Here is a 17,534-nt window from a genome sequence, read left to right on the forward strand (position 1 = left end):
TTTAAATTGTTAATTATAATGTTTACGCTGTAAAAGAAGCTCGTTACGTGTGGTTACTTTTTCGCTTCACATTTTATTACCATTGTCTTCCCGGATCATTCGACATATTATTAACTGTCCCCTTAGGGTAAAACACGGAGTAGTGGTCCATTACCGGGTCCGGATTACTGTTTGAAGGATTAGGAAATACTAACAAAATCTTAAAATCAGAGCTTGCAACATACCCTATAATTTCCTCACCATTACTTTTTACATCATAATCTGGAGCTCCAAATTCTTTCTTCACCATAGAAAGTGACAATTCATTTAATTTCTTATCAAACGATCTCGCCTCAAAAATCCGCGATCCTTTGTTGAAACCAAATACCACATTGTATTTTGAAAATACAGCATAATTTCCCTTCGCATTAGGTACCCAATCAACCTTTTCCGCTTTTCCTAGTTTTTTATCTACGTCCTCTATAACGGTTGTTTTAACAGGAAACTCTGAGTTGATGATTTTACCCTGCTTTGCCAATTGCATGATACTTGAAAGAAGTTTCCGCTGAGTATCCCCATTAGATGATAAAGCAGAGGTATTGTTTTTCGATGCTTCCCCTTGATTTGTATTGTTATTTTGTTTTGCACTGTTTTGTGACGCTTGGCTTGTATTGTCTTGGGATGTATCGTTTTGAGTTGCTTGATTTGGATTGCTTTGTGGTGCTTCATCTTGTAAGGTTATTTCTTCTGATGGAATAGAACTATCTGCGCCACTATCTTGGATATCCTCTGAGCTGCCTGGTTTAATGTTGCTTGAGCAGCCTACCATAATCGTAAGAGATACAGCTAAAACTGCACATATTGCCGAATTTTTTTTAAATTGTGTAATCATGATGATTCTCCTTTTACTGTATTTATTTGCATATCCTAATGTACCGGTAGTATTCCTTTTTTCTGAGAATAATCTAAGCATATTGATTATTGTCTCACCGTATTTTTTGACTTCTTCTGTCTTTAAAGTACTGATGACAGACGCATCACAAGCCACTTCACAGTCTTGTTTTACCTGATTAAGTGAATACCAGATTAAGAGGTTGAACCAATAGACTGCTTTAACAATCATAAGTAAGGTGTTTACCACTAAATCCTTGTTTTTAATATGAGTTAATTCATGGCTTAATACAAACCTAAACTCTTCCGAAGTTAATTTGTTTATAAGCTCGTCTGGAATAATAATTTTAGGACGGATCATCCCATAAACTGCTGGCGATTTCGAATAATTACTTTAAAAATTTTTATCTTTGAATTAATTTTAAGCTTTGATATTTCTGCTTCTAAAATTTTAATTAAGTCTTCTCTTTCACAGACTGAACATTTTTTTAATTTAGCCATCATCAAGATATTTACGCTTAAAATTTAGAGTAAAAGTGATGAAACTTCTATTATCCACAGCACCGCTGCAGTATCAAAACTAAAAATAGCGCCTATAATACCCGGATCAGCTAATGCGTTACTATCTTCTATAGAAGGTGGATTTTCGGTTGTGATAGTATTGTTTGGTATTATGTTAGGAACATAATGTTCTGCTATAAAGTGAGGATCAAGTTCCTTCTGTTCAATTGGAATAACATTCATAAAGCTTAAATGACTTTGAATGTCTATTGGCAGTATTAGCCTAAGTACTAGCAGAATCCAAATATAATAATGAAGCTTTGCACTAAGTCTTTGTCTAAAAATAGCCTTATCTTGTTAAACTAAACTGCTTCTTAGTTTAAGTGTAACATTTCACAATGCATATCTGAAATCAACTTAATGTTTTGGACATAAAAATAGACCATCGAATTGATGGCCAGATTTTGCTAAACCAGCTAATAGAATGTCAATATTTTTCTCTAAAATTATTATTAATCTTATGATATACTATTTTATGCATGACAAATAGCCCTCCAAAAACCTTTTGGAAGGTTTTCTCTTAATTACTTGTAACCAGTAATTACGCTATATCTTGGAAAGTTTCTTTGCTATTTAATAAAGCATAAATCCAATGAAGCAGTTTGTTAATACAGGCTACTATCGCCACTTTTGCAGGCTTTCCCTCTGATTTCTTCTTATCATAGAATTCTTTCAGCTTGTTGTTTTTTGAACTTCTGATACCACACAATACGGCAAGATACAAAGCATGGCGTAATCTACTTGAACCTCGTTTTGTAATACGATTGGTTGTGGCAGTAAACTTTCCTGATGAGTGAACACTGGGATCTACTCCTGCAAAGGCAACTAGTTTTTTCGGATGATTAAACCGTTCGATTTCTCCGATCTCAGAGATGATCGTGGCAGCGATCTTTTCTCCGATTCCTGGAATCGATTGGACAATCTTATAATCTTCTAATTCATCTGCCAAGGTCACTATCCGAACTTCCAACTCCGAAAGGTGTCCTTGGTACTGAAAAAGCATTTCAATATACATTTGAAGATTGATCAAGTGACTATGATACACCACTTTTTGAAATGGATTTCGATAGGCAGAATCCATTAGTTTTTTTGCCTTTTCCAATGCCCATAGACTAGAACGTCTTGGACAAAACTCCATCACACACTCTGCTAGCTTACTTTCTCCAGCCGTTATTACATCTTCTGAAGTGGGATATTTCTTTAACATCAATAAAGAAACCTTTGAATAAAGATCACCAAAAACCTTGCGGTATTCAGGAAACACTTGATCTAGAATAGTGTGAAACTGTAGCTTAGCCTCCACATACATATTCGTCACAATCTCCTGTTGTCTCGATAGATTTCTAAGATTTAAGAGTTGAATCCCTCTTTTTTTATGAGGTTCAAAATCTTCTTTATAATAAAGCATACACAACTGATACGCATCAATTGCGTCTGTTTTTACCTTTCTTAAACTAGATCTCTTCGCTTGATAAGAAATAATAGGGTTAAGCAAGATATATAAAACCTCGTTCTCCTCCAAGCATTGAATAACAGGAGAGTGGTAATGACCTGTAGATTCTAGAATGACTATAGGCATTTGCCCGGTCATCACTTCGATCTCATGTAAGAAGCCTATAAAACGGTCTAAATCCTCTCGTGTATGCTTCATAGAATAACTCTTTCCAAACGGCTTCGATTTATCTAAAAATGCCTGAACTTGGCTCTCTCCTTTTGCCACATCCAGTCCAACTACTGGGTTCATTTAACTTCCTCCTCTGACTCACTCACCAGTACCCCTGTTCCTCCTTGTAGTGTCATAGCTTCGCTTGTTATACGAGATCTATGTCCCAACCAGCCTCAAACATGTTTCTACAAGTAGGGGGTGGACAGTTTAGCCGACGGGATCATTGTCCCACGCACCCGTACGTCCTACCCTGGCTACTGATATATTAAATCCTATAAAAATAAGGTCAACCAGTAAAAACTGGTTAACCTTATAATACGAAGCACCCGTTAGTGGAACTGTTTCAAAGCTAGATAGAAATAATCTGAAACTTTAGATTTACAGGTTGCAATTTAAATAAAGATGAAATATAATTATTTTAATAAATTATAATTTATCGATAAAAATATTTTAATTGCAGTTTGAAAAGGAGACGATAAAATGAATTATGAAATGATTATTGAAACTACGGAGCAGCTTCATGCCCTATCCCATCCACTAAGACAGCGTATTTTAACCGTTCTTTCATTTGATGAAATGACAAATAAAGAAATTTCAATAGCCCTCAAAGAGTCTGCACCTAAAGTGCACTTTCACGTAAAGGAACTCCTGAACGCTGGAATTATCCGACTTACAAGAGAAGAAGTAAAAGGATCCATCATCGAAAAATATTATACGGCTTCAGCCCGTTCATTCCGACTTTCTCCTTCTCTTGAATTGGCCAAATCCGATGAACATATGCTCTACGAATCTACTTTTCATGAAACTTACCGGAATCTCATCGAAAGTGTCGATTATCATGAAGGTTTCCTTCCAAACTCATTCATCACTCAGGAACACGCGTGGTTAACAGACGAAGAAATAGCTTCTATTAAGGAACATTTATCTGCTATCGATCAAATTATGAATAATTCTTCCATGAAACGAACACCTACAGATAATCGGAAATTCTATACGATCAGCAGTTTTTTTCATCCAGTTTCTCCAAAATCTAAGAGAAGAGAAACAAAACAATGAGAAGACTATTTAAAAACAACCTCTTCTCCAATAAGAATTTCGCTTATTTTTTCTTTGGTCAGTCCTTCTCGACAATAGGAGATGGATTCCAGCAGATCGCCCTGATTTACTTGATTTTTGAGATGGGTGGAAGCGGCAGTCAAATAGCTCTTTCCCTATTCTTCTCGGTCTTTCCTCGTATTCTTCTATTGCTGGTGGGAGGCGTTGCAGTTGATCGGTTAAGTGCGAAACAGGTTATTTGGATTTCAGACTTCGCTCGGTTTGTGATTTTGACCGTTTTGATTTCATTTTTATTCTTTGATGCCTTGTCATTTCCACTGCTTTACCTCTTAATTTCTTTATCTGGTGTGGCAAGCGGATTTTTCTATCCGGCATTTAATACCATTGTTCCTTCTATCGTAGAAACAAGGGATTTAGAAAATGCAAATGCATGGGTTCAATCAATCTCTCAAACCGCCATCTTCATTGGTCCTCCTCTTGCTGGATTAGTGGTGGGGCTCTACGGAATTGAGGCTGGTTTTCTCATAAATGCCCTGTCTTATTTGATTGGCGCTATCACCGGGATTATGGTCAGCGTTAACAAGGAAAGCTCACCTAAAGTGAAAGACTCGCGTATTATGAAAGATTTCGTGGAAGGGTTTCAGCAAGTGTGGACAACCAAGTGGCTCCGTATCGTACTGTTGGTAGATTTAGTGGGGGGACTGGTAGTAGTCGGTCCAATGCAGATCGCATTACCGCTATATTCAAAGGAAAGCTTCGATCTGGCACCTTCACAGATGGGATTCGTCTTGGCTGCCTTTGGAGCAGGTTCAGTCATAGGCATGATGTTTGTCACCAAATTACACCCAAAATATAAAACACTTCGTTCGTTTTACTGGCTTGAACTTATACAGGGACTGCTCTTGTTTTTAGTAGCTATTCCTTCCATATGGGTCGTGTTGCTATCTTTAGCGGCCATAGGGATTTTGAATGGTATATCAAGTGTCATCATCATTTCAAAGATTCAGGCCCATGTTCCAAGGGCAAGGCTCGGCAGAACGATGAGTATCGTTTCGCTAGCAGCTTTCGGGGCAGTTCCAATTTCTCAGTTGTTGACAGGCTGGCTATCGGAAACCATTCCCTATGCTTTTATTTTTGTTTTGGCTTCCACTTTGCTATTCCTCAGTGGCGTAATGGGATTAATAGTTTATAACAGACAAAGCAGTGAAGAAGCGGTTGTTTAAGGGGATTGTTTGAAATGACTATGATTTTGTAATATGTACCTATGTCAGAAACAAGCGTGAAATTCATGACTTTTATGTTTATTGGAATTAACATGAAAGTTTCTGACACAGGGACACTATAAAATTTTGTTTTCAGGGAAGTATTTTCTAACTAGTACGTATTTAATGTTAGTAATTTAAGAAGAATATAATAAACAAAGCTTAAACAATCAGGAGGAAAAGCTTCATGGATATTATCAAAACCTATTTAGATACTGTTTTTAAAGCTTTTCTAGAAAATTATCATCAATGTTCATTCGACTAATTAATATTACTTGCATCTCTCCAATAAAAAAAAGGCTTTTCCCCATCTTGAAGTAAAGCACCTGTTAGTGGAAGAAGGAAATTCCCTTTAACTTTACCTGTTTTACTCTATCAATCTAAAAAGGTCAGAATAAAAAAGTTTTATCGTTGCTTCATTTTCTTTATCGTTATATAATCCAAAGCCATATTCAGTTCCTTCAATTAACCCAACTGAATACAACAATCCTTCTTGAAAATCCTTTGGACGATAGTCAATAGCATCCGAGATGAAGGGGGTCAATGAATCGGTTCCAATGAATATTATTGGTTTCTGTAATTCAGCATAAATTTTTGAATAATTATCGTTAGAGGCTTCTGCTAATTGTTCTTTCATGATAAAGACAGCATCATAGTTTTTATAATTGTCGTTAGATAAATCTTCAAAAGTAATCGGAACAAAATTTACTGTCTTATTTTCTATTATAGTAGGTGAATTTCCAATGATACCAATGTTCAAAACACGCCCAGTGTAAGGATTAGTCGGAGTGGTAGAACTGCACCCAGTCGTAAAAGTAAGTAACATCAATATAAAAATGAATAATGATTTCTTCATTACATCTCCCTCTTAACAATCTCCATTTTTTAATTATTACTTATTCTTTATTTTATATTCGAATTCCTTCTTCAACTAAACTCCGTCATTGTTTCGATAAGAAAAAAGGCTCTACTCCATCTTGAAGTAAAGCACCCGTTAATTGAAGAAGAAAATCAGTACTGGTAATAATCAAAGCATTACTTTTTTTTCAATCGCTTTTATCCTATCTTCTAATTCTTTATTTTTCTTTCTTACTTTATCTACATAAAATGCAGAACTAAAACCAAACCCTAAAGCTAACCATGTAATAAATTCCATTTTCAATCTCCTATCATACTCATTTAAAAATCATTATTTATATCCAGATTATAACATTTCTTATTCAACTAACCTGCCACTTCGTATTATAAGGTCAGCCAGAAAATCTGGTTGACTATTTTTTATATGGTTTTATTATAACAATAGCCAGGGTAGAACGTAACTGCCCTTGGGGCTTGACCCCGTCAACTAAACCGTTCACCCCCTACTTGTAGAAACATGATTGAGGCTGGTTGGGACTTAGATCTCGTATAACAAGCGAAGCTGTGACACTGCATGGAGGATTAGGGGCAACTGGCAAGCTAAAAGTTTAGGAGGAGATTGATAATGAATCCAGTCGTTGGTCTGGATATTTCAAAAGGAGAAAGCCAGGTTCAAGCTTTCTTAGATAAAGGCAAACCATATCGTAAAAGTTTTAAGGTAGATCATACTTTGGAAGGTCTGAACGACCTTTTCATGTTTTTAGGGGATGTACAAAAAGAGGCTGGAAGGAAGCCTACTGTCATTTTAGAAGCTACAGGACATTACGGTGCCCCTGTCGTCCATTACTTAGAAGAGCGAGGATATTTAATGATTATCATTAATCCTCTGATCTCATATAAGGCAAGAGGTTCGAGTTTGCGAAAAGTTAAAACCGACGCCATTGATGCATATCTTTTATGTGAACTGTTCTATAAAGAGGAATTGGAGCCATATAAAAAGCGGGGTGTACAATTATTAAACCTGCGCAATCTTACTAGACAACATGAAAATATAACTGGTGTAATGATTCAAACGAAGTTGCAATTTCAGGCGGTCCTTGAACAGGTATTTCCTGAATATAAAGGGGTTTTTGGAGATTTATATTCTGTGGTTTCTCTATTGACTCTGTCCGAGTTCCCTTCTTCAGAAGACATTTTAAAAGCTAGTGAGGAATCAATTACAGACAAAATATTTGAACTATGTAAGAGTAGATCGATTAAATGGGCCAATGAAAAAGCAGTACAACTTAAAATAGCCGCAGCTAGGAATCCCTTTGAAAAAACAGTTTACCTGAGTCATATTTTAAGTCTAGATATGTATATAAATATCCTTCTTCAATACAAAGAGCATCTATCAAAGTTAGAGTCAGAAATAGATGCCCTCGCTAAAGAAATTGAAGAATATACTATCATCAAATCTATCCCCGGTATCGGTCAAAAAATCGCGGCAACGATTATTTCAGAGATTGGTGAGATAGATCGATTTAACAATCCTAAAAAGCTTGTAGCATTCGCTGGAGTTGACCCTAGCGTATTCGAGTCAGGTAAGTTTTCAGCGACCAAGAATCGAATTACCAAACGGGGCTCAAGTAGGCTTCGACATGTCTTATTTATGGCTGTACGTTGTGCGATACGAGATTGTCGAAAGGCTAAAACAGACGATATAGTGATTCCTCGAAACAAGAAATTACGTGAGTTTTATGATAAGAAACGTGAGGAAGGAAAGCCCTATAAAGTAGCCATGATAGCTTGTGTTAATAAACTATTACACTGGATTTTTGCCTTATTAAAAAACAAAACCACATTTCAAGATTTAGCCTGATACACATAAATATTCAAATATACCAATACCTTCCAAATAGAGATTTCGGAAGGTTATTTGTCATACCCTTTTTTAGTATATCATGTGTTTTTTAAAGTTTTAATAGAAATATATTGACAAACTATTAGCTGGTTTAGTTCAATAAGAAAAAGAGTTGCCTAAGCAACCTCTCGATCTTTACTAAAGCACCCTATAGTTCAAAAAGAATTGTCACCTACCTTATGGCTATATGAATTTCAATTGCTCCATTAGGGTAGTATTTTTCAAAATCAAATGAGTAAGCTCTCTTTAATATACCAGCTTCTTCTTGTTCCCATATTCTACTCCAAGTATTAAAGATGCCTTGTTCTTCAGTTGTATCAACTTTAAAAGTACGATATTTCTCGTTTTTCGGTATTTCTATAAAAGATTCCCCGTTAATATCTTCAATGGCAATGCTTAACGAATAATCCCCTTTATAGTCGCTTTCATATTCATGATATACACCGTATGTAGTTTCATTTTTATGTAAACTGTCAGTAGCCTCTTTCCACATAACAGTGATTTTTTGCATTATACGTTCATCATTAAAATTATTGGTTCTTATGCTTTTTACAATTGATAATTTCAATATTCTCACCCTTTCGATTTTCTATATCTTAAAGTTCAATAATCGATATTTACATTTCCTTCTTCTTAAACTAGTCGAGTAGAAGAGAACCTCTCTACCTTGCGGTAGATTGTGTTCCTCCCCCCTCACAGAACCGTGCTTGCGCTATTTACGCACACGGCTCCTCCTAGTCATCATTCACAAAATATAGCTAATTTCTTTTCTTAAGTCGTATATATTCACCTTAATTCTTGGTGAAGGTAACGGATATTTATGAAGAAAGAGATTGAATTTATCCCAAGTAAAGGATTTTCTTTGACTTCTTCTGTTGAGCCATTTAAACAGTAAATATTGGATTTTGTCTTTAAATTGGTGAACACTTGGAGTGTTATCCGTGATGCAATAGTAGTTGTAGTAACCTACAAGCGAGCGTTTAAATCTATCCATAATCATATGAATATCATTATTTCGATTATTCTTTATCCATTCCTTCGATTCCTTTAGTTTACCTTGTAGCTTTTTCCTGCTTGATTTCCGTTTCACTCGAAAGTATCCAGATTTACTCTTTCCACAATAGTGTGTAAAACCTAGGAAATCAAAGGTATCAGGTTTTCCATTTCCCTTTAGTTTTGCATCTTTCTCCGCAAATCTCCCAAAGGGAATAATTTTGGTTTTATCCTCCGCTATTTCTAAGTTAAACTTCTGTAATCTCAGCTTCAATGATTGAAAGAATTCCTGAGCTTCGCTCTTATATTGGAAGCAACACACAAAATCATCTGCATATCTAACTATGTATGCTTCTCCTTTACACTGTTTTCTAACTTCCTTCTCAAACCACATGTCCAGGACATAATGAAGGTACAGATTGGCAAGGACCGGAGATATGACTCCACCTTGCGGTGTGCCTTTATCTGTCTTGTATTTCTTTCCTTCCTCCATGTATCCACCTTTAAGAAACCTACCAATTATTCTTAGTAAGTTAGGGTCAGCAATTCGCAGCTTTAAGAACTCCATCATCCATACGTGGTCAACATTGTCAAAGAACCCTTTAATATCTACATCTACTATATAATTTACCGATTTCTTTTCCATATAATGATTTAATATTTTCAAAGCATCATGGCAGTTACGATTTGGGCGGAACCCAAAAGAGCAGTCTAGAAATTCATTTTCATAGATGGCATTTAGTATTTTTGTAATGCCTTTCTGTACAACCTTATCTTCATGTTCCGGTATCCCCAATGGTCTTTTCTTGTTGGAGTTAAGCTTGGGAATATACATTCTCCTTACGGGAACAGGATGATAACTTTTACTTTTAAGCCTACTTACTAAATCCTCTATATTTTCCTCTAGAGTCTCACTGTATTGCTCTTTAGTGGTGCCATTAATCCCTGTTGCCTTCTTATTAGGTAATTCAAGATGACATTGAACTAGAGATTCCTTATTTAGTAAATGTACAATAGATGTAAATTTCATTTTCGGATCAGATTTTGCTAATTCCGCTATCCTTAATAGTTTTGTTTCCATTTAGTATTCCTACCTCCGCGTGTAGTAAATGTGTCCCTAGTAAGGGTGATAACTTGGTAGCAGCCTTTCCTCCATCGGCATTACCCAACTTCATTGGTACTACGCTGCTATCCGACTCCCTAAACGGCATTTGGTTTCCTTGCTTATTATCACTTGTACACCATACTCTTCACTAAGAAGAGACCGCTAGGGTCTCCCGAGTTGCCGTATCATATCCATGTGTGACGTGCCAAGGTCTCTGACCCCAGAGAGGCTTCATCCTTCTTGCCTTTAACGAAGAATAAAATGTAGTTTTCTGCCGCAGGTAAGGCATCAACCCTCTCGATTTACTAACATTATGGGGCTCAATCCCTTCAACCATTTGGCTTTCGGCCCGCCACCTAACTGTCTACGCTTAAAGGCTAATGTTACCATTAGCCCTCCAAGACTCGCTACGAGTGAATGGCTAGTTCTTTCTCGGCGGGAATCCCACCCGCTATATGATACGACCTAGGCTCGGCCGCACACCTACGTCGTTAGTTCAATATGAAAAAGTCACCTCAAAAGGCAGCAAAAAGGCTTTACTCCTTCTTGAAGTAAAGCTACCCGTTTGCAAGTACAATTGAACCAACAGTTATCCAAAGTGATTATGAAACCACCAAACAATAAGGATCATACTCACTATTCCCCAAGCTGTGGTGCTCACTATCCACCAAATGATGGATTTAGATTTTGTTGAACTTTCCTCTTCATCCATATTTGCTGTTATAAAATCGAGCTTACTTTCCATACCTTTTTTCATAGAAGTGAGAACAACAAATCCGATTATTATGAAACCAATAGATATCCAGAGTAATATGTCCACCTTTTATACCTCCATTTTTTTGTGTGAATTACTTTCCTTTCAATCTTCTTTATTCAATTATCCTGCAACGTTTGTTCCATAAAAAGCTTGAAACTTAAGAGGGATTTCTTAATTGAGTGTAGAAAAATATATGTGTAAACAAAACACAGGAGGCTACTATGACTAATTTAATATCACATATTGCTACAATGGAAATACCTGTTACTAATTTAGAAGAATCTATAGCGTTTTATATCGATATCCTTGGTGCCGAAGTCCACTTTCAAGGAGAAAAAAATGCTATGCTTACTATGAAATCAAAAGGAGTTCCAACGATTTTTTTGGTTGAAACGGAAAAAATTAATGGATTATCATTCAGAAATACAAATACTAATATCGTTCATAGCGTAATTGACTTTTATACTCCTTCCTTAAAAGAATTATATGAGTGGCTTGAAGGAAAACAAGTTGAAGTTGGTCCTTTAAATTTACAAGGCGAATTTGGAGGTTTTGGATTTAAAGATCCTTCTGGAAATTGGTTAAGTGCCTGCAATATCCTTCACCCAGAACAGTAAAAAATTTTTTTTACTATTTGAGTTACTGGCGTAATTTTTTTGCGCCTTTCTTTCTAGTACACATAATGAGTCTAATGCGAAATAAAAACTACCATTCTCTTCTCATTTTTGGGGTTCAATTTTTATTTGTTCTATTTGGTCTAAAATCCAAGGATAATTTCCCTCTTTCGAATAAGTTGTAAAATATTCTTTATTTTCCTCCATTAGATTCCAAGCCATCTCTTCATTTACAACGATTTTAAAAGCATCTTCTTCCGTGTCATTATTCGGGTCATAAGCTTTTATCCAGTATTCCTTATAATTGTCCGAGTGACCTTTTTCCATGATTTTCAAATAGGACGTTGTCGATGTATATGGTCCTCCACAAGATGTAAGTATCAATAATACAAATAAGAGTATAAAAATCAGATTTTTTTCATTGTCTCCTCCGCAAGACTTTTATCTTAAGTAATGTTCTCTGTTCCATCGAATAGTTCCTTCTAAGCTGCTTCGTTAATTTAAGTGTAACATTTCACACAATGGACCACCGATATCTAATTGATGTTTTTGGACGTAAAAATAGACCATCAAGTTGATGATGGTCTTGTTTAGCTACAGCACTCGTAAGCTTAAGTATTATTTTTCAAAAAAAGGATTACTAATTAAAACGTAAAAAAGGGAATGGTCGTTCAACATCATTCTTTCTATTTACATTATACCATTACTTACAGGTTAAAATATAGACTACTCTTTTTATAATACCCATACTATACTAGTATTCCAAATCTAAAAATATAAGGAGTGTATAAGTATATGAATGACAAAACAGATATCCTAGATAACGGTCCTTTTTTTCATGGTACTAAAGCAGAACTAAAAATTGGAGATTTATTAGAAGCTCAACACTTATCAAATTACCAAGATAAAAAATCTAACTATATTTATTTTACTGCAACCTTAGATGCTGCTAAATGGGGTGCCGAATTAGCAAGATCTAAATCAAAAGAAAGAATTTATATTGTAGAACCATTAGGTTCTTTTGAAAATGATCCGAACTTAACTGACAAAAGATTTCCTGGAAACCCAACACGTTCTTATCGTTCTAAATCTCCTTTGAAAATAATCGCTGAATTAAGTTCATGGGAAAGACATTCCGACGAAGAAGTAAATCATATGCTTACATCATTAAAAAAGTTAAGTGAACAAGGAAAAAATGTAATATACGATTAATCCAGAATATCTATAAGGTAATAATTTAGGATACCAAAAATTAAGGAAGAAGCCTGATCCTGACTTACGCCAAGATCGTCCTCTTAAATTTTCTCTAGTATCTGTAATAAGAAATGGCACTTATAAGTCTTTTTTACTTTTCTTAGTCATTTTCCAAATACCATTTGCCATTTGCAGCTTTTTCTAAACGATTCATTATCGCCGCTCCAACTCCTGTCTTTGGAAATACTGGAACTATTACTATATCCGCATCCGTATCGTCACAACTTCTAAGCGCCTGATACAACAAATGAGCAGCTTCATCTGTTTGTCCGTCGCTTCCTAATGTGAAATAATAGTCAGCCTCTGGCAACTCGAACTGTTCTGTTGCAATTAGAGCCGCTTTTTTTTGTTCTCTATGTATGCTTTCAATAGCTTTACGGATAGAATTTAACGACGCATCTATTAAAAAAACAGGAGCATTTGGTGCATAGTGAGCGTACTTCATCCCTGGCGCTCTTGGTGCTTCTGCTCGATCTGTCAGCTTTGCTTCATTAACAGGGCCAATGACTTGCTCAAGCATTTCCTTCGTAACCCCACCTGGGCGCAAGATAGTTGGAATTTCACTAGTACAATCTAATACTGTTGATTCTAATCCCATTCCTGTTACTCCACCATCAATTATGGAAGGAATTCTTCCGTTTAAATCGTGTAATACATGATTTGCTTTCGTCGGACTTGGTTTTCCACTTCTATTGGCACTTGGAGCGGCAACCGGATGCTTTAGTTGTCTTAATAGTTTTAAAGCTACAGGATGATTAGGCATTCTTACTCCAACTGTATTCAACCCTGCACTAACATTGTTCGCTAATATGCCTGGCTTTAATGGTAATATCAGCGTCAATGGTCCTGGCCAAAATGAGTCCATGCACTTCTGTGCTATTTTCGGTATATCTGAAATAAACTCATGAATTTCTTCATTAGAGCCAATATGAACAATAAGTGGGTTATCCTGTGGTCTTCCCTTTGCTTCGAATATTTTTGCTACCGCTTTTTCATTTGTAGCAACTGCTCCTAGGCCGTATACCGTTTCAGTTGGGAAAGCGACAACTTCGCCAGACTCTAATAATTGAACAGCTTGTGCATAAGTTGCTTCTTCTGTGGATAAGTTACCCACAGCTAAAATTTTTGTATCCATGCATAATCTCTCCCTTCTTCCATTCTTATCCACAAAATGTTGATAACTTTCAGATTATTGTGGAAAACTATGTGGAAAATTTCTTTTTTAACCATTCCCATACAAAAAACTTAGGCTTTTCCTCTTTTACTTCTTCTTTATAACAAGCCTTTGGAAACAAACCACACCACCAATTGTCTCCTCTACCACTTCCAATTGAAATGACAATCGCCTCCACATTGGTTTGAGCAGCAATTCCACTCTCCCATTCCTTAGGAGGGAACATTGTTTGCCCCTTAGTAATTGTCATCTTTTCTTGGAAGCTTGTTGATAGGCTTTCCACAGTTTTCTCAAGTTCTGTATATGTTTGTTCTGGGTTCATCTCGTAATTGATAAGCATTGGAGCTATTATTTCCTGTACTTCTTTCTTTACCTGTTGATCGTAGACAGTATTACTATTTGCAACTAAGCGAAAGCGCATCGCTTCAGTTTGTTCTGTATCGTGGATAAACAAAAACAAAAATGTTTGAATGACTAATAGCATCCATACAAATAGAATTGTTGCGTCAATTTTTTGTCCTACTGAGGTTGCTCTTTTTATCTCGTAATCTGGTAACATATAACATTCCTCCCTTAGGAACATTGTTACCAATAGATTCATATCTTATTCAGCATTTGTACAAAAAACAAAACGATTTTTTCCATTGATATCCTTAACAATCTCTACCTTCCCATTAGGAAAAGCCTTTTGAAGCATATTTGCTACTGCCTCTCCTTGTTCATAGCCAATCTCAAAACCTATTAAACTTGGTATTTTCATCAAACTCGGGAGATTTACAGCCATTTTTCGATAAAGCTGTAATCCATCCTCCTCTGCAAACAAAGCCAAATGTGGCTCGAAATCGATGACTGTATCTGATAAGGATGGAGCTTCATCATGTCCAATATAAGGAGGATTAGATAATATTATATCCCACTTTTCATCCATAATTGGCTGCAATAAATCTCCGTGCTTGAAATTAATAGTTGCCTCAAGTCGTCTAGCGTTATGACTTGCCACCTCTAGCGCCTTTTCAGAAATATCGGTTGCTGTTACTAGAGAATGAGGTATTTCTTTTTGAATAGTTACAGCTATTGCTCCGCTCCCCGTTCCTATATCTGCTATATGGAGGGGAACCTCATCACCAAATATTACAGATGAACGTTTTTTTACTTCTTCTATTAATTCTTCTGTTTCTGGGCGAGGAATCAAAACAGACTCATTTACTAAAAACTCTCGGTCGTAAAAAGTTTCCTGACCAATAATGTATTGAAAGGGTCTTCCTGTCGTATGCTCCTCTACGTAGCTCCAGAAAGTATTAAAATCTTCTGTGGATATTTCCTCATACATAGCCATCATAAGCTGCGAATAATTTTTTCCAAGGACAAATTGTAATAGATAGCGAGCTACTTCTTTTTCACGATTATTTTCCCCTAAAAAAGAAGAAGCCCGATTCAGGGCCTCATAGATTGTCTTAGACATTCGTATCATTCATTCTTTCTAGCTTTTCTGCTTGATCCTCTAAAATCAGTGCGTCAATGACTTCGTTCAGCTTGCCCTCTAAAATTTGGTCCAGCTTTTGAATAGTCAAACCGATACGATGATCAGTCACTCGATTTTGTGGATAATTGTAAGTACGAATTCGCTCCGAGCGGTCTCCGGTACCTACTGCAGACTTACGAACTGCATCATACTCCGCTTGTGCCTCTTGACGGAACTTGTCCGCAACACGAGCACGAAGGATTTTCATTGCTTTTTCTCTGTTTTTAATTTGAGACTTTTCATCTTGCATTGAAACAGTAATACCTGTAGGTAAATGAGTCATACGAACGGCTGACATCGTTGTGTTAACCGATTGTCCACCGGCACCTGAAGATGCAAAAGTATCTACTCGAACATCCTTTTCGTGAATATCCACGTCTACTTCTTCAGCTTCCGGAAGTACTGCAACCGTTGCAGTTGAGGTATGAATACGTCCACCTGACTCCGTTTCCGGAACTCGTTGCACACGATGTGCACCATTTTCATATTTCATCTTAGAAAAGGCATTGTTACCATTAATCATGAAGATAATCTCTTTAAATCCACCTAGACCTGTAGGTGAGGATTCCATAATATCAATCTTCCAGCCTTGCGTCTCCGCAAAACGGCTGTACATTCGGAACAAGTTTCCTGCAAATAGTGCAGCTTCGTCACCACCAGCTGCTCCACGAATTTCCATAATAACGTTTTTGTCATCATTCGGATCTTTTGGGATCAATAAAATACGCAAGCGCTCTTCTAGCTCAGCAATTTGGCCTTCTAGCTCACTTACCTCTTCCTTTACCATCTCACGCATGTCAGCATCAAGCTTTTCATCAAGCATTTGCTTTGCATCTTGGTATTGGCTTTTTACTTCCTTATACTCTCGATAAGCATCCACTGTTGGCTGCAAATTCGACTGCTCTCTTGAATAGTCTCTTAGCTTATTTGTGTCATTGACAACATCTGGATCACTAAGCAATTCATTTAAATTATTATAACGGTCTTCTACCGATTGTAATCGATCAAACATCGAGCTCACCTCGTTCATTTATGTGTCTAATAGTACTATTATAAAGAAAAAGTACAGTCCTTGCTACTTTTTCTGTTTTGCTGCAACTGCATACTAAGGGCTTTTAAGCTAACGAGTGAATAGATGACTGCTCTATTCATTAAAAGGCTCGCGAAGATGCAATTTCGCTCGCTCCCCACTCATTTACCAATCGTAGGTTTAAATAAGCCTTCTATGCAAGGTTCCCCGGCTTTCAAATGAAATACCTACTTACTTAATCACGGACTTCAATGAGTTAGCGGAGGATTAGCATGGCATTTACGGCAAACCGGATAATAGGAGTCATTGCCTCCGATTTGAATTTGTTCACCTGTGTATACTGGGTGACCCTTCTCGTCTACTCTCAGATTCATAATTGCTTTACGATGGCAGAACCAGCATATTGTTTTCATTTCTTCAATTTTATCGGCATAAATCAGCATATATTTGCTTCCTTCAAACATTTCGTTTTGGAAGTCATTTTTTAAACCAAAGCCCATGACCGGAATATCAAGCTCATCTACTATTTGCGTAAGCTGAAGAACATGCTCTTTTTTTAAGAATTGCACTTCATCGATTAGCACACAATACGGTTTTGGATCAATTTCTTTTACTAATTCAAATAGGTCCGTGTCATCAAAAATAGCATTGGCTTTACGTTTCAATCCGATTCGACTTGAGACATGTCCTACTTCATCTCGAGTGTCAATACCAGGTGTGAAAATAACGACTGGTTTATTTTGTTCCTCGTAGTTATGTGCCACCTTTAAAATTTCAATTGATTTTCCACTGTTCATTGCGCCATGCTTAAAAAATAGTTGAGCCATGATATATCTCCTTACTTATCGACTATGTATTTTACTTCTATCTATTTATATCATACGAGTGGAATACCTGAAACTCTTTTAG

At 36.4% G+C, this 17,534-nt stretch carries 18 protein-coding genes and 1 pseudogene; 5 read left to right on the forward strand and 14 right to left on the reverse strand.

Going from position 1 to position 17,534, the window contains the following annotated elements:
- Window positions 1-76: 76 nt before the first annotated feature.
- From D0S48_RS21320 to D0S48_RS08910, 3 genes and pseudogenes are all read right to left on the reverse strand, one after another.
- On the reverse strand, window positions 77-871 hold the full coding sequence (locus tag D0S48_RS21320) for a YjgB family protein (RefSeq protein WP_370455756.1): 795 nt from the start codon (window positions 869-871) through the stop codon (window positions 77-79).
- 6 nt (window positions 872-877) lie between these two features.
- Window positions 878-1,240 (reverse strand): annotated as a pseudogene (locus D0S48_RS21105) (M56 family metallopeptidase); the annotation flags it as partial.
- Between the two features lie 732 nt (window positions 1,241-1,972).
- Window positions 1,973-3,175, reverse strand: a complete 1,203-nt coding sequence (locus D0S48_RS08910; RefSeq protein ID WP_151111339.1) for an IS110 family RNA-guided transposase — start codon at window positions 3,173-3,175, stop codon at window positions 1,973-1,975.
- Window positions 3,176-3,577: 402 nt separating this feature from the next.
- Between D0S48_RS08910 and D0S48_RS08915 the strand changes: the two genes are divergently transcribed.
- Window positions 3,578-4,153: an ArsR/SmtB family transcription factor gene (locus D0S48_RS08915; RefSeq protein WP_142540481.1), complete on the forward strand. Its 576-nt coding sequence runs from the start codon at window positions 3,578-3,580 to the stop codon at window positions 4,151-4,153.
- Entirely contained in the window at window positions 4,150-5,376 is a 1,227-nt protein-coding gene (locus D0S48_RS08920) for an MFS transporter (protein ID WP_151111341.1), read from the forward strand. The genes D0S48_RS08915 and D0S48_RS08920 overlap by 4 nt, the downstream gene beginning before the upstream one ends.
- A gap of 406 nt (window positions 5,377-5,782) precedes the next feature.
- Here D0S48_RS08920 and D0S48_RS08925 read toward each other — a convergent pair whose 3' ends face one another.
- Window positions 5,783-6,271, reverse strand: a complete 489-nt coding sequence (locus D0S48_RS08925; RefSeq protein ID WP_144539666.1) for a hypothetical protein — start codon at window positions 6,269-6,271, stop codon at window positions 5,783-5,785.
- Between the two features lie 171 nt (window positions 6,272-6,442).
- The gene (locus D0S48_RS21110) at window positions 6,443-6,571 is read right to left on the reverse strand and encodes a hypothetical protein (RefSeq protein ID WP_255475385.1); all 129 of its coding nucleotides are present in this window, start codon (window positions 6,569-6,571) and stop codon (window positions 6,443-6,445) included.
- Between the two features lie 327 nt (window positions 6,572-6,898).
- Between D0S48_RS21110 and D0S48_RS08930 the strand changes: the two genes are divergently transcribed.
- Window positions 6,899-8,134, forward strand: a complete 1,236-nt coding sequence (locus D0S48_RS08930; protein ID WP_151111343.1) for an IS110 family RNA-guided transposase — start codon at window positions 6,899-6,901, stop codon at window positions 8,132-8,134.
- 214 nt (window positions 8,135-8,348) lie between these two features.
- Here the strand turns inward: D0S48_RS08930 and D0S48_RS08935 are convergent, their stop codons facing one another.
- The 3 genes from D0S48_RS08935 to D0S48_RS08945 form a co-directional block, all read right to left on the reverse strand.
- Entirely contained in the window at window positions 8,349-8,744 is a 396-nt protein-coding gene (locus tag D0S48_RS08935) for a GyrI-like domain-containing protein (protein WP_151111345.1), read from the reverse strand.
- Between the two features lie 177 nt (window positions 8,745-8,921).
- Window positions 8,922-10,250 (reverse strand): group II intron reverse transcriptase/maturase, encoded by a 1,329-nt coding sequence (gene ltrA, locus D0S48_RS08940; protein WP_151111347.1) that lies wholly within the window; start codon window positions 10,248-10,250, stop codon window positions 8,922-8,924.
- Between the two features lie 613 nt (window positions 10,251-10,863).
- The gene (locus D0S48_RS08945; protein WP_151111349.1) at window positions 10,864-11,094 is read right to left on the reverse strand and encodes a hypothetical protein; all 231 of its coding nucleotides are present in this window, start codon (window positions 11,092-11,094) and stop codon (window positions 10,864-10,866) included.
- Between the two features lie 158 nt (window positions 11,095-11,252).
- Here D0S48_RS08945 and D0S48_RS08950 point away from each other — a divergent pair, with 158 nt between their 5' ends.
- Window positions 11,253-11,648 (forward strand): VOC family protein, encoded by a 396-nt coding sequence (locus D0S48_RS08950; RefSeq protein ID WP_144539676.1) that lies wholly within the window; start codon window positions 11,253-11,255, stop codon window positions 11,646-11,648.
- Between the two features lie 102 nt (window positions 11,649-11,750).
- Here the strand turns inward: D0S48_RS08950 and D0S48_RS08955 are convergent, their stop codons facing one another.
- Window positions 11,751-11,981: a hypothetical protein gene (locus D0S48_RS08955; RefSeq protein ID WP_191963901.1), complete on the reverse strand. Its 231-nt coding sequence runs from the start codon at window positions 11,979-11,981 to the stop codon at window positions 11,751-11,753.
- 459 nt (window positions 11,982-12,440) lie between these two features.
- On the opposite strand from D0S48_RS08955, the gene arr reads away from it, so the two are divergent.
- Complete coding sequence (gene arr, locus D0S48_RS08960) at window positions 12,441-12,857, forward strand: NAD(+)--rifampin ADP-ribosyltransferase (protein WP_151111353.1); 417 nt, start codon at window positions 12,441-12,443, stop codon at window positions 12,855-12,857.
- A 142-nt stretch (window positions 12,858-12,999) separates the two neighbouring features.
- Here the strand turns inward: arr and D0S48_RS08965 are convergent, their stop codons facing one another.
- The 5 genes from D0S48_RS08965 to D0S48_RS08985 all read right to left on the reverse strand — a co-directional run bounded on the left by D0S48_RS08965 (window position 13,000) and on the right by D0S48_RS08985 (window position 17,452).
- Window positions 13,000-14,034 carry an L-threonylcarbamoyladenylate synthase gene (locus D0S48_RS08965; protein WP_151111355.1) on the reverse strand — a complete coding sequence of 345 codons (1,035 nt, stop codon included), beginning with the start codon at window positions 14,032-14,034 and terminating at the stop codon, window positions 13,000-13,002.
- Window positions 14,035-14,101: 67 nt separating this feature from the next.
- Window positions 14,102-14,632 carry a stage II sporulation protein R gene (locus tag D0S48_RS08970; protein ID WP_186318213.1) on the reverse strand — a complete coding sequence of 177 codons (531 nt, stop codon included), beginning with the start codon at window positions 14,630-14,632 and terminating at the stop codon, window positions 14,102-14,104.
- Between the two features lie 45 nt (window positions 14,633-14,677).
- The gene (gene prmC, locus D0S48_RS08975; RefSeq protein WP_313955905.1) at window positions 14,678-15,535 is read right to left on the reverse strand and encodes a peptide chain release factor N(5)-glutamine methyltransferase; all 858 of its coding nucleotides are present in this window, start codon (window positions 15,533-15,535) and stop codon (window positions 14,678-14,680) included.
- Window positions 15,528-16,607: a peptide chain release factor 1 gene (gene prfA, locus D0S48_RS08980; protein ID WP_144539690.1), complete on the reverse strand. Its 1,080-nt coding sequence runs from the start codon at window positions 16,605-16,607 to the stop codon at window positions 15,528-15,530. Before prfA ends, prmC begins: the two co-directional genes overlap by 8 nt.
- A gap of 266 nt (window positions 16,608-16,873) precedes the next feature.
- On the reverse strand, window positions 16,874-17,452 hold the full coding sequence (locus D0S48_RS08985) for a thymidine kinase (protein ID WP_144539692.1): 579 nt from the start codon (window positions 17,450-17,452) through the stop codon (window positions 16,874-16,876).
- Window positions 17,453-17,534: the final 82 nt, after the last annotated feature.

The organism is Psychrobacillus sp. AK 1817 (genome assembly GCF_008807035.1).
Classification (GTDB): Bacteria; Bacillota; Bacilli; order Bacillales_A; family Planococcaceae; genus Psychrobacillus; species Psychrobacillus faecigallinarum.